Raw genomic sequence first — 16381 nt, forward strand, 5'->3', positions numbered from 1 at the left:
TTATGCCGGCGTCCTTAGGAGGAATTGCCAGCATGGCAAAGGGTGTTAGGAAGCCCTTATGCCAGAGCTTCCCGAAGTAGAAACAACGGTCCGCGGCCTTGCCCGGTTCCTCGATGGTCAGCAGATTGTTCGGGCGGCCGTCAATCGGCCTGATATGCGTCGCCCTTTTCCAGTGGATTTGGTGCAGACGCTTACCGGTGCCACTGTGACTGGATTGGGCCGTAGGGCGAAATACGGCCTGATCCACACCGACCGCGACCGGACGATAATATTCCATCTCGGCATGAGCGGTAGATGGCGCATCGACCCCGACACGCCGGATAAGCATGATCACTTTGTCATCGAAACAGCAGACCACCACTTTGCGCTGTGCGATCCGCGGCGCTTCGGCTGGGTTGATCTGGTAGACTCCCCTGGGCTGGAGAATTGGCCCTCCTTCGCTGCCATGGGGCCAGAGCCGTTGGGCCCGGATCTAACCGCTGATCATCTCAAAGCGTCGCTAAAAGGGCGCAAACAGGCGATTAAGCTGCTGCTGCTGGACCAGCGCATCGTGGCAGGGCTGGGTAACATCTATGTTTGCGAGGCGTTGTTTCGGGCAGGCATCAGCCCGCGCCGTGCAGGTGGCCGTGTGACACGCGCAGCTTTGGATCGGCTGGTACCCGCTATAAAAGAGGTTCTGTCCCAATCTATCGAAGATGGTGGCTCGTCACTCAGAGACTATGCCCGGCCGGATGGAGAGCTAGGGTATTTTGCGACCCGGTTCGACGTTTATGGCCGAGAGGGTGAGGCGTGTTCCAATGCCGATGGCGGCATCATCAAACGCGTGGTTCAAGGGGGCCGCAGCACATGGTATTGCACCACCTGCCAGAAGTGACTGCAAACAACATATTGACGATTCGGGCATGCGGACGTAAAGGGCGCGCTTTCCGGCGAGCAATTGCCGCTTCTGAACAAACCAATTTATATATTCCGGCCGCTGATACGGCAGCCTGATAAAGGACGAACATGGCCAATACGCCGCAAGCACGCAAACGCATCCGTCGCAACGATCGCCGCGCCGAAATCAATGGCGCACGGGTAAGCCGCATTCGCGGTTTCGTTAAGAAGGTCGAAACTGCCATCGAAGGCGGGGACAAGGCCGTGGCAGCAGACGCATTGAAAGCGGCTCAGCCAGAAATCGCTCGCGGTGTGGCACGCGGCGTTATGCATAAGAACACAGCTGCTCGGAAAATGTCGCGCCTCTCGAAACGAGTTGCAGCGCTCTGATTCGTGTAAAATGTGGGTGAAAGTCCCGCTATATATGACAGAAGGTCGGTGCCTCGGGCTCCGGCCTTTTTTGTTGCAGCGCAGCGATTCCAGGATGATCGTGCCATGCCATGAATATGGCACCTCCCAAACCTAGGGATTTCCACGATTCGCGGTGCTGGGACATGACAAAATCAAGCTAAACAATAGGTTAAACGGAGCTCTGCGGGGTTTGCTGAGTCAACCGAAATATTTCAAATTTTTTACGCCCGAATCGCTTGCGGAAAATGCTCAGCCGTTCATAACTCCACCATGCTTTGAACCGGACAGTTCAGAGCTTACGAAAATTAAAGAGCGATGGGGGGCTGGATTCACGCGATTCCAGTTAGGGGCGAAGCTTTGCCATCGATAAATACGTAATTGTCGAGGGTCCCGGCAGGGACCTGGCTGTGTGCAAGATGTGGGATGGCGAGTTGTAATGGCGACGAAGGGTAAATCGGGATCCAAAATGGGCAAAGACGGCATGGAAGATCTCGAAGCGGTAAATTTGGCCGCTGATTGGTCGGACATTAGCCAAGGCCTGCGTAAGGATCTGGGCCATCAATTGCACAGCCAGTGGATTAAGCCGATCCAGGTTGGTGACTTCTGCAAGGAAACCGGCACGCTCAACCTGTTCTTGCCAACAGAATTCTCTGCCAATTGGGTGCAAGACCGGTTTGCCGACCGTCTTTCATTGGCTTGGAAGATCGCGAAAAGCGATATTCGCAATGTGAAGATTCAGGTCCATCCCGGACGCCGGAAATTGCCTGATATCAGCTTGAATGGTGATGGGTATGGCGGCGGCCCGATGGCGGCCAATGACCGCAACGATTCATCGATGATCGCTGTTGCTGCCGGTACGATTGGCGAACAAGGTTTCACATCATCCGTGGGCCTCGACCCTTCATTGACCTTCGCCGCATTTGTGACGGGTGAAACCAATATTCTGGGCTGCAATGCCGCGCAGCGTATGGCTGCGACCGAAACCCCGCAATTCAGCCCGCTCTATCTCAAAGCCGCGACGGGACAGGGCAAGACCCACCTGATGCACGCCATCGGGCATTCCTATCTGGCGGCGCACCCGCGCTCACGCATTTTCTACTGCAGCGCAGAACGCTTCATGGTGGAATTTGTGCAAGCGCTGAAACAAAATCAGATGATCGAATTTAAAGCGCGGCTGCGCAGCTTTGATCTGCTGCTGGTGGACGATATTCAATTCATCATCGGCAAAGCCTCCGCTCAGGAAGAGCTGCTCTACACAATCGATGCATTGCTGGCAGAAGGCAAACGGTTGGTATTTGCTGCCGACCGCGCACCGCAAGCATTGGACGGCGTTGAACCGCGTTTGCTCAGCCGCCTGTCTATGGGTCTGGTCGCTGACATTGCGCCTGCGGATATTGAACTGCGCCGCAAGATTCTCGAATCGAAACTGACCAAATTCGCTCCGCTGGAAGTGCCCGGCGATGTGATCGAATTTCTGGCCCGCACCATTACGCGCAATGTCCGCGAACTGGTAGGCGGTCTGAATAAGCTCATCGCCTATGCGCAGCTTACCGGGCAAACCGTGTCGTTGCAGCTGGCCGAAGAACAATTGACCGATATTCTGTCGGCCAATCGCCGCCGGATCACGATTGATGAAATTCAGCGTACCGTCTGCCAGTTCTACCGGATCGACCGGAGCGAAATGAGCAGCAAACGCCGCGCCCGCGCTGTGGTGCGTCCGCGTCAGGTGGCGATGTATCTGTCGAAAGTGCTCACGCCGCGCAGCTATCCGGAAATTGGCCGCAAATTTGGCGGTCGTGACCATTCGACAGTCATCCATGCAGTGCGTTTGATCGAAGATCTGCGTCAACGCGATGCCGATATGGACGGCGATGTACGGAGCCTGCTGCGCCAGCTCGAGAGTTAAATTTGGTGTTTGCTTAGCCTCAAGCGCCGGCGGTCGCGTCCGCTCCCTTAGGCTACCGCGCTAACCGCGCGTCGAGCGCCAATGAGTTCAGGCACCCTCTGACTGCGGTGACCAAGAGTGGGTTCTAACATCGATGACTTGGAATGGTCCGGTCGGCAATCAGCCGACCGCAAGGCCGACCGGCCGCCCGAGCTTATGCGAGGAAGCAAGCGATGCGGATGCATCGCGCCCGCAGGGACCAAAACAAAAAACTCACCCGCTTGAGGCAATACAAAAAACGTCTACAGCCTATTCATGGCCCTATCCCCCGACCGTCTTGATCGCTTTGCCCGTCATATCGTGATCCCGGAGATCGGCGGCGCGGGGCAAGTCGCGCTGAGCGAGGCGCGGATTACTCTGGTCGGGCTTGGCGGGATCGGTAGCCCTGCACTGCAATATTTGGCGGGCGCAGGTATCGGGCATATCACCCTGATCGATGACGGCGATGTCGAGCTATCGAATCTCCAGCGCCAAACAATCTATACCCAACGCGATATCGGCCATTCCAAAGCCGTGAGCGCGAGGCGCTGGCTCGCCAATTTTGACAGCGAGATCGTGGTGGATGTGCGCGATGACCGGATTGGCCGCGATAATGCCGCAGAGATTCTGGGCGGCACGCATCTGGTAATCGACGGAACCGACAATTTCGCCACGCGACTGGCCGTATCCGATGCCTGCGTGGCTATCGGTGTGCCGCTGCTGAGCGCGGCAGTGGGCCGCTTCCAAGGCCAAATCGCGGCATTCGCAGGGCATTTGGACGGGCACGCCTGCTACCGCTGCTATGTCGGCGATGCGTTCGACAATGATGATTGCGACACCTGCGCCGATGACGGAATGCTGGGCGCAATGGCCGGATGGGCCGGCAGCTTCGCCGCAATCCAGGCGGTGCGGATTCTGCTCGACGGCAAATCGGCGCTGGGCGATCCCGGATGGGGTAAGCTGCATATGTTAGACGGCATAAAGCCGGGTATGCGGACGCTCAATATTGCGAAAGATCCTGAGTGTGGGGGCTGTGGTCAAGGGACCGTATAGGTTTCCATCGAAATCAGTTCATCAACTACGATCTCATGGGCAAAATAACCGTAGTGGCCGAAACTGTCTGGTTCTTTTGTCCGTCTACCCAAAAATTGAACTTTGTAGATTGTGCCATCTCCGTAAGGGTGAGCAGCTTCAGGCCTTTCCCCTTCAGCAAATGAAAGCCAAATACCTTCCCCAAATTCTGGTTGATCGCAGTCGCTACGCGGACTGGGACAAAATCTTGATCCTTCAAACTCGTTTACCCATAGCCCTGTCCACGGTCGTGCACTCTGCATTGGGAAACAGATATCGACGCTTACGTTGATTGCGGACGCTCCCTCGTATCGGGCCCTTTCAACACACGCATCGTTGATCGTCGGATAAATCTCTTTCACCAAAGCAATATCCTCCTCTGACATCACAGGAGTTCGGGTGTCGCAGCCGGTCAGCACAAGCGCGGTAAAGATGATTCCACGGTATAAATTCTTCACGCCAAAATCTCATCCACCCATTCGGGCACCAGCACGCTCGCCGCGCCGAGCCGTGTTTCATCGAACCACCCTGACCCTTCGCTGCGCTCAAGGTTAAGCTCCAATGTTTGGACACCCATCGACCGCGCATCCTGCACAAACCCCGCCGCCGGATAGACTGCGCCCGATGTGCCGATGGACACGAACAGGTCGGCACCGCGCAGCGCGCCGTAAATACTCTCCATGTCATAGGGCATTTCGCCAAACCACACGACATCGGGGCGCAAAGCTGTCTCGCCGCATTGGGGACAAGCGGGGCGGCCTATCATCGGCCCCGTCCACGGCGAGCGCTCCAAACAGGCCGAGCAGAGCGCGCTCAGCAGTTCCCCATGCATATGATGGACGCATTGCGCACCGGCGCGCTCATGCAGATCATCGACATTCTGTGTCACGATCAGCAGAGCACGATCCGCCCGCGCATTCCATTCGCGGTCCAGCCGCGCCAAAGCGTGATGCGCAGCGTTTGGCTGTTTCGTCTGCACATCGGCGCGGCGCATATCGTAGAAGTTCAGCACCAGATCGGGATCACGCGCGAATCCTTCCGGCGTGGCGACATCCTCTATCCGGTGCTGTTCCCACGTTCCTTGTTTCTCGGGCCTGCCATCCGACCGGAACGTATCAATCCCGCTTTCCGCGCTGATTCCGGCGCCGGTCAGTATCACTATGTTTTGTGGTTTATGCATGTGGGGGGAATGTTTACCATCTGCGGCTATCGCGCAAGCGTAATGAGCAGCAGACCCCATCCAAATTACCGCCCCGATATTGACGGGCTGCGCGCGCTCGCCGTGCTGCCTGTGCTGCTTTACCACGCGCATGTCCCCGGATTTAGCGGCGGTTTCATTGGCGTCGATATATTTTTCGTCATCTCCGGCTATCTGATCACCGGGATTATCGCCCGCGAAATTGATGCGGGTGATTTCTCTATTCTGAAGTTCTACGAACGCCGCGCACGCCGGATATTACCAGCCCTGTTTGCCGTGATTGCCTTTGTATTGATCGGCGCCAGCTGGCTCTATCTACCCGGCGATTTTGAAGGCGTTCCCCGATCCGCTCTGGCTGCGCTGGGCTTCCTCGCCAATGTCTGGCTGTTTATGGAAGCCGGGTATTTTCAGGCCGCTGCCGAAACCATGCCGCTGCTGCACACATGGTCTTTGGGCGTGGAAGAACAGTTCTATATTATCTTTCCGGTGATCCTGATCGTCATCGCAGGGATAGCGCCCCGCTGGCGGCTGCGCGCTGTCATCGCATTGACGATCGGCAGCTTTATTTGGGCGGTGGCGAAGCAAGCTGACACGGACAGCTTTGCCTTTTATTTGCTCCCCCCGCGCGCATGGGAGCTGTTGATCGGATCGCTGCTGGCATTGGGTGTGGCCCCGGTGATCAAAAACCGCTGGATCAACGAAGTGCTATGCGGCGGCGCTCTGATCGCCATCATCGGTGCAACGATATTCTACAGCAAAGACACGATCTTTCCCGGCCTTACCGCCCTGCCCCCCGTGCTGGGCGCTGCCATTTTGATCCATTGCGCCAGGGGGACCGTGACCGGCCGGTTATTGTCAATGCGCGGACCGGTCGCAATCGGTCTGATCAGCTATTCGCTTTATCTGTGGCATTGGCCGCTGATTGTATTCACGCAATATGCCCAAGACGCCCCGCTGAGCGGGTGGCAGCCTGCTGCTGTGATCGCCGCATCGCTGGTTGCAGCATGGGCCAGTTGGCGGTTTATCGAAAGGCCGTTTCGCAACCCGGCCAGTTTCGGCCGAAAACGGGTTTTCCAATGGAGCGCAGCGGGCATGGGCGCGCTGTCACTGGCGGCAGTGCTCATGATTATGCAAGGGGGTTGGACAAGCCGTTTTCCCGCGGAAACTGTACGCTTTGCAGCAGCCGTCAATGATATTAGCCCGGTTCGCGATGCGTGCATTACCAACCAGATTGGCGGCGACAGACCGCAATGTACCCTGGGCGCAGATGCCCAGCCCCAGGCCGTGATATGGGGCGACAGCCACGGGGTCGAGCTCGCTTGGGAACTGGGGCAGCAATACAGCAAAGACGGGCGCTCCATCGCGCAACGCACCCGCGCCAGCTGCGCGCCTGCTATCGGATATGATGATGTACGCGATCCGGACTGCCTCACTTTCAACCAAGCGGTATGGGCAGAGCTGGCCGATAGCCCTTCGATACAGACTGTGTATCTTGCCGCATTCTGGGCGCGCGACAATTACCGCGATGCCGATGCCGGGAAATTGATGGATGACACAATCGGGCAGTTACAATCCTTGGGGAAATCCGTGGTCTTGATTGGCCCCGTACCGCCACAAACATCGTCCGTGCCGCGCCGGCTCGCCTTGCACGGCGCAAACGCGCAGACAGCCTCACGGTCTACTTTCAAAGCGCAAACCGATTGGTTCACACAGCACTTCGCCAAATGGCGCAGCGAAGGTGTGCGAATAATTGAACCAGCCAATATGTTGTTCACCGGAAACAACAGCATCATTGTCGCAGACGGCCAACCGCTCTATTTCGATTCGCATCATTTGAGCCTGGCCGGCGCGCGGCGCGTATTGGCAGAAGGCACTGCAGACTAAACGGGGGGCATATGGCCCGTATTGGCGTAATTGGCAGCGAAGGCCGCATGGGGCAGGCCCTGATGGCAGCGATCACACAAGCCGGTCATGAATATGTCGGCGGTGTCGACAAAGGCGGCGATGTTACGGCGCTGGCGGCGCAGTGCGATGCATTGGTGGATTTTTCCGCCCCCGCGGCGCTGGAAGATAATCTTTCCGCAGCCCGAACTGCTGGCTGCGCTTTGGTGATCGGCACCACCGGTCTGGAGCCAGCACATCACACGCATATCGATTCAGCAGCCCGGCAGATCGCAGTGCTACAAACGGGCAATACCTCGCTCGGTGTGACATTGCTGGCGCATCTGGTGCAGGAAGCCGCCGCACGGCTTGGCACCGACTGGGATATCGAAATCGTCGAAATGCATCACCGGATGAAAGTGGATGCGCCATCAGGCACCGCTTTGCTGTTGGGGGAAGCCGCTGCGAAAGGCCGCGGGGTTGATCTGGATCACGTAAAAGACAGCGGGCGCGATGGCCAAACCGGCGCCCGCGAAACAGGCGCAATCGGATTTGCGGCCCTACGGGGCGGGACTGTCGCTGGCGATCACAGCGTCATTCTGGCAGGTGACGAGGAACGGATCACCCTCACCCATAATGCTGAAAACAGGATGATCTTCGCGCGCGGTGCAGTGAAAGCCGTAGAGTGGCTGATTGGTAAGAATGCTGGCCGATACACCATGAATGACGTGCTTTCTCTGTGACTGTATCAGCATGACAAAAGACCAAATCTTTGAGTTTTTTCGCCGTCTTGCAGAAGACAATCCAGAACCGGAAACAGAGCTGGAATATGGCAATGCCTATCAGCTGGTGGTGGCCGTCGCTTTGTCCGCTCAGGCGACCGATGTCGGCGTGAACAAAGCCACTCGCGCGCTATTTGTCAAAGTCACCACGCCTGAACAAATGGTGGCGCTGGGCGAAGACGGGCTGAAAGAGCATATCAAAACCATCGGGCTGTTTAATTCCAAAGCCAAGAATGTCATTCTACTCTCCCAGCGGTTGATTGATCATTATGGCAGCGAAGTGCCGAATGACCGCGACGCGCTCGTGACTCTGCCCGGTGTGGGCCGCAAGACCGCCAATGTCGTTCTCAATTGCTGGTTCAAGCAAGAAACATTCGCGGTCGACACCCATATCCTCCGGCTTGGTAATCGCACCGGCCTCGCCAAAGGCAAAACACCCGAAGCGGTTGAGGCCAAGCTGGAAAAGCGTGTGCCCCAGCCTTTCCGGTTGCACGCGCACCATTGGATGATCCTGCATGGCCGCTATATCTGCAAAGCGCGGACGCCGGAATGCTGGCGCTGCCCGCTGACCGATCTGTGCAGCTTCCGCAAGAAAGTGCTGACCGATCCCAAAGCGGCCTAAGCAGACAGAACCGCTTTACCAATCCGCGTATAAATCCGCGCAAGCACATCCAGATCAGCAATCGCAACCGCTTCATCGCGCTTATGCATTGTTGCATTGCACAGACCGAATTCGATCACCGGACAGACCGCGCGCAGGAACCGTGCGTCAGACGTTCCGCCGGTGGTGGATGGTTCCGGATCGATCCCCGTTTCGGCTTTCACCGCATCTGCAATAATCTGCGAAAACTCACCCGGCGGGGTTAGGAACGGTTCGCCCGAAATGATCGGTTTGGCCACCCCGCCATGCTTTTCGGCAATCGCGGCCACCATGTCGGACAAAGATGTACCGCTATGCGTGTCGTTGAAACGGATCGAAAGCCGCGCGGTGGCTTTGGCCGGGATAACATTATGCGCCGGATTGCCGACTTCCAGATCGGTAATTTCCAGATTGGATGGCTGGAACCAATCGGTTCCTTCATCCAGCACCAGAGCATCCAGCTCAGCCAAAATCGCGACCAGTTTAGGCAAAGGATTATCTGCCAGATGCGGATAGGCCACATGGCCCTGCGTGCCGTCTACCTCGATCCAGATATTGACCGAGCCGCGCCGCCCGATTTTCATCATATCGCCCAGCTGGTTGACCGACGTGGGTTCCCCCACCAGACACAGATCAGGCTCCATATTGTGCTCGCGCATGAAATCGATGAGCGCGCGCGTTCCATAGACCGCAGGGCCTTCTTCATCGCCGGTAATGATAAAGCTCACTGTGCCGGCATCTGCCGGAATATCCGCCATTGCGGCAATCATACAGGCGATCGAGCCCTTCATATCGACCGCGCCGCGCCCATACAGCAAATCGCCCCGCCGTTCCGGCGCAAAGGGTGCGCTGGTCCAGCCATCACCCGGCGGCACGACATCCAAATGGCCAGCAAAGGAAAAGTGCTTCGATCCTGCCGGTCCGCGCCGAATGGCAAACAGATTTTCCACCGGGCCATCGGGCGCTTCACCCTTGATAAAACGATGGACTTCAAAACCCATTGGTTTCAGCAGCTCTTCCATCACATCGAATACCAAACCCGTGGCAGGTGTGACGCTGGGTGCCGCAATCAGTTTTTCAGCATAGTCTAAGGCAGTGGTCATCGGCGGCGACGCTCCGGTTCTGGCAAGGCGCCTGGTTCAAAGGCTTGATCGAGCATAGCGGCCATGCGGATACCCGCCTGCCGAATGCGCTTTTGGGCAATCGGCACAGCGGCCACGATATCTTCCTGGCTCAACGCTGTTTCATCAGGCAAATCCGTGGCGCAGGGGTCGGTATCAAATGCTGTAGCGTAGACAAAATCGCGCGCAGTCTGCCAGCTTTCACGGCCCCAATCGGCAGGTTCCCCACCGCCCAGCTCCCCGCGCTCTGCATCGCTGTAACGGCGCGCAATCGGACGCTGGGTGGATGTGATCGCACGCTCTGCAAGTGCACCGTCCCAAATCCAATGCAAATTCATATTGGGGACGTCGCCGTAAGCCGCTGTGCGGTCATTCCCGCCGCGATCATCCTTGTCGCCCGAATGCAGCGGCATATGAATATCGCCGACGAAATGGACCATAAATGCCAACGCCTCCAACCGGATCGGACCAGGCAAACTTTCATCCGCCAGCAGGCGCTGATTACGTTCTATCTGGCCAGTCACGCAATTTCCGCCGCTGCAATTGCGCCACGGCTGATAGTCTTCGCAGATAGGTGTCGTGCGGTAATGCCATGCAGCGGTATAGCCCCAGCGCCACCGCGTCCGGCGCACACAATCCGCCCATACAGTCGCATCTTGCAGCGTCTTTAAAGCACATTCCGGCGTGCCCAGATCTTTCTCATACCGCATCAACCGGTCAATCGCGGCGCGTGTCTCAGGCTTCACATTGGCCAGCGCGATATCGCCCGTTGTCCGGTGCCCAAAACCGCCCCACGCGGCAGCGCCGCTGGGGGTCAAGCCGGTGACAACCAGCGCGAGGGCAGCCGCCAAATTGCCTATGGCCCGCTTTGTAATTGTGGTGGTCATGCTGCTGGCGGGGCCGTTTCGAATTGTTCCAACACCCATTGTTCGTCTTCTGCGCCGGCAATCCATTGCTGCATCCATTCATGTTCCCAGACCGCTTGCATATAAGCCTCTGCGAAACCGGGAACACCAATTCCATAAGTCAGAAACCGGCTGACTATCGGCGCGTAGAAGATATCCGCCGCACCAAAGGTTCCAAACAGATACGGGCCGCCCTGCCCGAAGCGAGCGCGGGCCTCTGCCCATAATTGCAAGATCCGGACAATATCGTTCTTCGCGTCTTCAGAAATGGATACGCCTTCAAAGCGCTTACGCACATTCATCGGACATTCGCGGCGCAAAGCGAGATAAGAACTGTGCATTTCGCCAACCATGGCGCGCGCCATACCGCGGGCCGTCTCATCTTTGGGCCAGAACCGGTCGCGGCCAACCTTGTCGCCCAGATATTCCATGATGGCGCTGGAATCCCATACAACCGTCTCGCCGTCCCACAGGATCGGAACCTTGCCTGCGGGCATGATCTCGCCCGACTCTTTCTTGGCTGCGGCCCATTCCTCGCCGCCAATATTGACAGTGATCTCTTCAAAATGAAGGCCGGATTGCTTCGCCGCCAACCAACCGCGCAGCGACCAGCTGGAGTAATTCTTATTGCCTATAATCAGCTTCAACGTCTGTACCTTATGTCCACCTGATATACGGCGTACCCGTTCATCCTTTCTGTGTCGAGACTGAACGAAAGGGACAGGTGGGACAGAGTACTGGGACACCATTTCCCGAAAAGCAGTGCGCCGCGACCGTGTCTTGGACTGCTGCCGAAAAGCGCGGGCAACGGACGGCATTTGGTCAGTGTTGTTCATCCATGATTATATGACTGGCGGACGACAAGTAGGAAAATGGTTTGGCCATCAGCAATTACTGATTAGGATAGCGATATGACGCTACGCCCGTTCCATCTCGCCTTTCCCGTCAATGACCTCGACGCCGCCCGCAGCTTTTATGGCGGCACACTAGGCTGCGCAGAGGGGCGATCCAGCGCGCAGTGGATTGATTTCAATTTCTACGGTCATCAAATCGTGACCCATTTGGTAGAAGGCGCGCGGGAAGATACCGCCAAGAACCCGGTTGACGGCCACGGCGTACCGGTGCCGCATTTCGGCGTGGTTCTGACGATGGAAGCCTGGACCGATCTGGCCGCCAAGCTGCGCGCCGCGGGAACGCAGTTTGTAATCGAACCCACCGTTCGGTTCAAAGGCAAGCCGGGCGAACAAGCAACAATGTTTTTCCGCGATCCATCGGGCAATGCGCTGGAGATGAAGGCATTTGCGGATGACGCGGCGCTATTCGCGAGTTAGTCTGATATCCAACCATTGGATGGACCCGCGATATGAACCTCGATTACGATCCCGAACTCGTTAAATTCCGCGAAGATGTGCGGTCCTATTTTGAACGCGATTATCCCAAGGATATCCTCGATAAAGTCGCGCGCGGGGCCAGCCTGACCACCCCTGAAGTACGCAAAGCGGAAATGGCACTGGGCGCAAAGGGCTGGCTGGCCAGTGCATGGCCTGCTGAATATGGCGGTCCGGGTTGGTCGATCGAAGAGCAATATATTTTCGATGATGAGTTAGAGCGCGCGGGCGCACCCACTGTTACGCCAATGGGCGTCGTCTATGTCGGACCAGTGGTGTATACATTCGGCACCGATGAACAAAAGGCACAGTGGCTGCCCGGTATTGCCGACGGTTCGGTTGGCTGGGCACAAGGGTATAGCGAGCCGGGGGCCGGATCAGACCTCGCCTCCCTTCAATTTTCCGCTGTGCGTGACGGGGACGAATATATACTCAACGGTACCAAAATCTGGACCTCTGCTGCCAATCATGCGGATTGGATTTTCCTGCTCACCCGCACATCGCAGGAAGCGAAAAAGCAGATGGGCATCACGTTCATCTGCGCGCAGCTGGATCAACCCGGCGTCACGGTGAAGCCGATCATCTCCATCGACGGGAAATATCATTTAAGTCAGGTGGATTTTGTGGATGTCCGTGTGCCAGTCGCCAACCGCATCGGTGAAGAAGGCAAAGGCTGGACCTATTCGCAATATCTGCTGGGGAATGAACGGACATCCTATGCGCGGATTGGCGGCAAACGCAGCCAGCTGGCCAGCATCCGTGCCATCGCCAGCCAAATACCCACCGGCGGCAATCAGCGGCTGATTGATGACCGCGCATTCGCCGCGCGGCTGAGCGCTGCCGAAATGCGGGTGGATGCGCTGGAGATTACCACTTTGCGCGTGCTGTGTTCGGTAAAAGATGGCGGATCGCCGGGCAATGAAGCCTCGATCCTAAAAATCATGGCGACCGAGACCGCGCAGGAAATTACCGGGCTGTTTTGTGTCGCGGCGGGCGAGCACGGAATGCGCAAATTTGCCGATAGCGTCAGCCCGGCATGGACGGGCAAGGCAGCCTTCGCCGCACCGGGCGTAGCGACCTATCTGGGCACCCGCGCGCAAAGCATCTACGGCGGAACCAACGAAATTCAGCGGAATATTATCGCGAAGCATGTGCTGGGATTGTGATTGGGTTGGGAACCGGGCGCATTTGATGGCCTTCAATATCGCGATTTATGGCGAATAGAATTGGCACCTGCCGCATTGTCACCACACGCCCACAGGTCCAAATCGTCATTTGCGATGTGATAGTTCGCAAAGGCGACAAAGTAAGACCGGCTATCAAAAGAACCGAAATTGGATTGTCCTTTGATGATTATTCCGCCTGGTAGATCATCCCAGCCAGCCTCTTGAACCCTAATGTCGATCAGCTCTCGAATTTCTTTTCCGTCACGCATCCCATACCGATACTCTCTTCGCATAGTCGCGATATCTTTGAGGCAGGTGTCACGTGACAATCGCTCTTCGATTTCCAGAACCAGTTCGAGAGCAGGTCCATCTGCTGTCTCAAGAGTCACATTATTGTTGGGTGCGGGCGAACACGCTGCGACGAACAGCACGGACGAAAGTGTTAAAGGAAAGAGCCTCATGGGACGCGAGATTAACTATCCGTGGCAACTTCCGCAATTGGGTCGTTGGCGGACGCCCGCCTAAACCCCCGCATCCCCCAGCACGGCGGCGCGCAGTTCCGCGATGCCCATACCTTTTTCGGCGCTGGTGATGTGGAGTTCCGGAAAAGCGGCGGGGTGCTTGGCCATTTCTTCGGCGGTTTTGGCAGCCACTGCGTCCAATGCGCTGGCTTTGATCTTATCCGCTTTGGTGAGGACCACCCGGTAGCTGACGGCGGTTTCATCCAGCATCCGCATCATATCGCGGTCCACTTCTTTCAGGCCGTGGCGGCTATCCACCAGCATCAGCGTGCGGTGCAGAACCTGCCGCCCGCGCAGATAGGTCTTGATCAGCTTCTTCCACTGCTCAACCACTTTGAGCGGGGCTTTGGCATAACCATAGCCGGGCATATCCACCAGCCGGAACACAGTCGGATCGCCCACCTCAAAGATGTTCAGTTCCTGCGTCCGGCCGGGCGTGACAGAGGCGCGCGCAATCGCCTTGCGCCCCGTAATGGCATTAAGCAGGCTGGATTTTCCGACGTTAGACCGCCCGCAAAAGGCTATTTCCGGCACGGTTGGTTCGGGCAAAAATTTCAGTTGCGGCGCGGAGAGCAGAAAATCCACCCGTCCGGAAAAAAGCTTCGACGCACGGCGTACCAGCTCCTCCCGCTCCGCTTCTTCGTGAGCCTCCAGCTCTTCAAGGCTCAATGCTTTGCTCACCGGTTATCCCTTTGCCTCATTCGCTGCCGCAATGGCTTTGTCGGCCTTCTCTTTTTCCGCCGCCGCTCTCAATTGCGGGTGTTTGGAATAAAGATAGCTTTGCTGCGCCAGCGTGAGGACGTTGTTGGTTACCCAGTAAAGCAGCAGACCTGCGGCAAACGGCGCCATCACAAACATCAGCATCCACGGCATGATGTTGAAGATCTGCTGCTGGATCGGGTCCATCGCTGTCGGGTTCATTTTGAATGTCATCCACATGGTGACACCCAGCAAAATCGCTAATGGGCCGATGGCCAGCAAGCTGGGTACATCGAATGGCAACAGGCCGAACAGGTTCAGAATATGCGCCGGATCGGGCGCAGACAAATCTTTGAGCCACAGGACAAACGGCTGATGGCGCATTTCAATCGACAGCAGCAGCGTTTTATACAGCGCGAAGAAGATCGGGATCTGGATCAGGATCGGCAGACAACCCGCAAGCGGATTGACCTTCTCCTCCTTATACAGCGCCATAATCTTCTGCTGCTGTTCCTGCTTATTGTCTTTGTAGCGTTCCTGGATCGCCTTCATCTTCGGCTGGATCGCTTTCATCGCGGCCATGCTGGCAAACTGCTTTTGCGCAATCGGGAACAGCGCCCCGCGAATGATCACAGTCAGCAGGATAATCGCGACACCGAAGTTACCGACGAGGCCGAACAGATGAGTCAGCAGCCACCAGATCGGCCATGCGATAATCTCGAACCAGCCCCAGTCGATGGACTTACCGAATTTATCGACACCGGCATCTTCATATTCGCTCAGGACATTGCTTTCCTTAGCGCCCGCAAACAGCCGTGTGGTTTTGGATACTTGCTTACCCGCTGCGACGGTGACGGGTTGATAAATCAAGTCAGCGCGGAACAGGCCATTGCCCAGAGAACGGAAATCCGCATCCGCGTCGCTGCCATCTTCGGGGATCAGCGCGGATAACCAATAAATATCGGTAAAGCCCAGCCAATGCGCGCGGCCTTCCGTTTTTCCTTCGGCAATATCTTCCGCCAAATCATCATAATCAGGGCCGAACTGAACCGCATCCCCAAAATTGCCGATTGGGCCGGAATGCACGTTCCATGTGTCAGAACTTGCGGTCTTGCTGGCCCGGTTAATCAGGCCGAATGGCCGTGCAATAATTGCGTTTTCAGACAGGTTGGCAATCGTCTGTTTGGCAGTGATCATATAGTGATCATCAATCGACAGCTCGATCGTCATCACTTGGCCGTTACCATTGTCATGCCGCAGCGTAACCGGACTGCCCGGGGCGAGCGGGCCGCCTTCGGATTCCCAAACAACGTTTTGGGCAATCCGTTCTTCATTCACGATAAAGCCAAACTCAGCAAAATGCTGTGCGGGCGTGCCATTGGGCGAAAGGATACGCACCGGGCCGCTATCTTTCTTAACCGTCTGGCGGTGTGTCTTCAGCGTAATGTCATCGATCCGCGCGCCCACCGGATTGATCGAACCGGTAACTTCGGGCGAATCGATCTGCACGCGTTCTGCCGAAACCAGTTCTGTTTCCAGATCGGCTTCCTCTTGGGCAATATCCGCTGGGTCGGTCAGCCCGCCTTCGCGGGTTCCGGATGTAGCTGCGGCATCCACTGCATCAGCTTGAGCCACCACTTCTGCTTGTGCTTCCACGGCGGGTTGCGGGTAAAAATACCGCATACCGGCGTCCCAACCGAGCAGCATAAGGCCGCAAAGCACCACTGCGAGCAGAAGATTACGCGTATTGTCCAAGATCGAATTCCGTTATGTCTATCTGTCTAATCAGAGCTATCAT

At 56.8% G+C, this 16381-nt stretch carries 17 protein-coding genes; 9 read left to right on the forward strand and 8 right to left on the reverse strand.

What is annotated here, in order from left to right:
- Positions 1-58 precede the first annotated feature (58 nt).
- From mutM to HKD42_RS09595, 4 genes are all read left to right on the forward strand, one after another.
- The gene (gene mutM, locus HKD42_RS09580) at positions 59-874 is read left to right on the forward strand and encodes a bifunctional DNA-formamidopyrimidine glycosylase/DNA-(apurinic or apyrimidinic site) lyase (protein ID WP_170012818.1); all 816 of its coding nucleotides are present in this window, start codon (positions 59-61) and stop codon (positions 872-874) included.
- A 131-nt stretch (positions 875-1005) separates the two neighbouring features.
- Entirely contained in the window at positions 1006-1266 is a 261-nt protein-coding gene (rpsT, locus tag HKD42_RS09585) for a 30S ribosomal protein S20 (protein ID WP_170012820.1), read from the forward strand.
- 457 nt (positions 1267-1723) lie between these two features.
- Positions 1724-3193, forward strand: coding sequence for a chromosomal replication initiator protein DnaA (gene dnaA / locus HKD42_RS09590; protein WP_170012822.1), 1470 nt, complete (start codon positions 1724-1726; stop codon positions 3191-3193).
- 294 nt (positions 3194-3487) lie between these two features.
- Positions 3488-4264, forward strand: coding sequence for a HesA/MoeB/ThiF family protein (locus tag HKD42_RS09595; protein ID WP_170012824.1), 777 nt, complete (start codon positions 3488-3490; stop codon positions 4262-4264).
- On the opposite strand, the gene HKD42_RS09600 is transcribed toward HKD42_RS09595, so the two are convergent.
- Entirely contained in the window at positions 4249-4740 is a 492-nt protein-coding gene (locus HKD42_RS09600) for a hypothetical protein (RefSeq protein ID WP_170012826.1), read from the reverse strand. The genes HKD42_RS09595 and HKD42_RS09600 overlap by 16 nt on opposite strands.
- A complete protein-coding gene (locus tag HKD42_RS09605; RefSeq protein ID WP_170012828.1) occupies positions 4737-5462 on the reverse strand; it encodes an NAD-dependent deacylase in 726 nt (241 codons plus the stop codon). The genes HKD42_RS09600 and HKD42_RS09605 overlap by 4 nt, the downstream gene beginning before the upstream one ends.
- A gap of 42 nt (positions 5463-5504) precedes the next feature.
- On the opposite strand from HKD42_RS09605, the gene HKD42_RS09610 reads away from it, so the two are divergent.
- Genes HKD42_RS09610 through nth form a run of 3 tightly spaced genes read left to right on the forward strand, consistent with a single transcriptional unit; the run spans position 5505 to position 8765 of the window.
- A complete protein-coding gene (locus HKD42_RS09610; RefSeq protein ID WP_170012830.1) occupies positions 5505-7364 on the forward strand; it encodes an acyltransferase family protein in 1860 nt (619 codons plus the stop codon).
- Positions 7365-7375: 11 nt separating this feature from the next.
- A complete protein-coding gene (dapB, locus tag HKD42_RS09615) occupies positions 7376-8104 on the forward strand; it encodes a 4-hydroxy-tetrahydrodipicolinate reductase (protein ID WP_170012832.1) in 729 nt (242 codons plus the stop codon).
- 10 nt (positions 8105-8114) lie between these two features.
- A complete protein-coding gene (nth, locus tag HKD42_RS09620) occupies positions 8115-8765 on the forward strand; it encodes an endonuclease III (RefSeq protein WP_170012834.1) in 651 nt (216 codons plus the stop codon).
- Here nth and dapE read toward each other — a convergent pair.
- Genes dapE through HKD42_RS09635 form a run of 3 tightly spaced genes read right to left on the reverse strand, consistent with a single transcriptional unit; the run spans position 8762 to position 11456 of the window.
- Entirely contained in the window at positions 8762-9886 is a 1125-nt protein-coding gene (gene dapE, locus HKD42_RS09625; protein ID WP_170012836.1) for a succinyl-diaminopimelate desuccinylase, read from the reverse strand. The genes nth and dapE overlap by 4 nt on opposite strands.
- Positions 9883-10791 (reverse strand): S1/P1 nuclease, encoded by a 909-nt coding sequence (locus HKD42_RS09630; RefSeq protein WP_170012838.1) that lies wholly within the window; start codon positions 10789-10791, stop codon positions 9883-9885. The genes dapE and HKD42_RS09630 overlap by 4 nt, the downstream gene beginning before the upstream one ends.
- Positions 10788-11456 carry a glutathione S-transferase family protein gene (locus tag HKD42_RS09635; RefSeq protein ID WP_170012840.1) on the reverse strand — a complete coding sequence of 223 codons (669 nt, stop codon included), beginning with the start codon at positions 11454-11456 and terminating at the stop codon, positions 10788-10790. The genes HKD42_RS09630 and HKD42_RS09635 overlap by 4 nt, the downstream gene beginning before the upstream one ends.
- A gap of 264 nt (positions 11457-11720) precedes the next feature.
- Between HKD42_RS09635 and HKD42_RS09640 the strand changes: the two genes are divergently transcribed.
- Positions 11721-12140, forward strand: coding sequence for a VOC family protein (locus HKD42_RS09640; RefSeq protein WP_170012842.1), 420 nt, complete (start codon positions 11721-11723; stop codon positions 12138-12140).
- Between the two features lie 32 nt (positions 12141-12172).
- Entirely contained in the window at positions 12173-13363 is a 1191-nt protein-coding gene (locus HKD42_RS09645; RefSeq protein WP_170012844.1) for an acyl-CoA dehydrogenase family protein, read from the forward strand.
- 32 nt (positions 13364-13395) lie between these two features.
- Here the strand turns inward: HKD42_RS09645 and HKD42_RS09650 are convergent, their stop codons facing one another.
- From HKD42_RS09650 to yidC, 3 genes are read right to left on the reverse strand one after another with little or no spacing between them, the layout of a single operon-like run.
- A complete protein-coding gene (locus tag HKD42_RS09650) occupies positions 13396-13824 on the reverse strand; it encodes a hypothetical protein (protein WP_170012846.1) in 429 nt (142 codons plus the stop codon).
- Between the two features lie 60 nt (positions 13825-13884).
- On the reverse strand, positions 13885-14553 hold the full coding sequence (gene yihA / locus HKD42_RS09655) for a ribosome biogenesis GTP-binding protein YihA/YsxC (RefSeq protein WP_425500388.1): 669 nt from the start codon (positions 14551-14553) through the stop codon (positions 13885-13887).
- 15 nt (positions 14554-14568) lie between these two features.
- Complete coding sequence (gene yidC, locus HKD42_RS09660) at positions 14569-16338, reverse strand: membrane protein insertase YidC (RefSeq protein WP_170012848.1); 1770 nt, start codon at positions 16336-16338, stop codon at positions 14569-14571.
- Positions 16339-16381 lie beyond the last annotated feature (43 nt).

It is taken from the genome of Pontixanthobacter rizhaonensis (genome assembly GCF_012972675.1).
Classification (GTDB): Bacteria; Pseudomonadota; Alphaproteobacteria; order Sphingomonadales; family Sphingomonadaceae; genus Pontixanthobacter; species Pontixanthobacter rizhaonensis.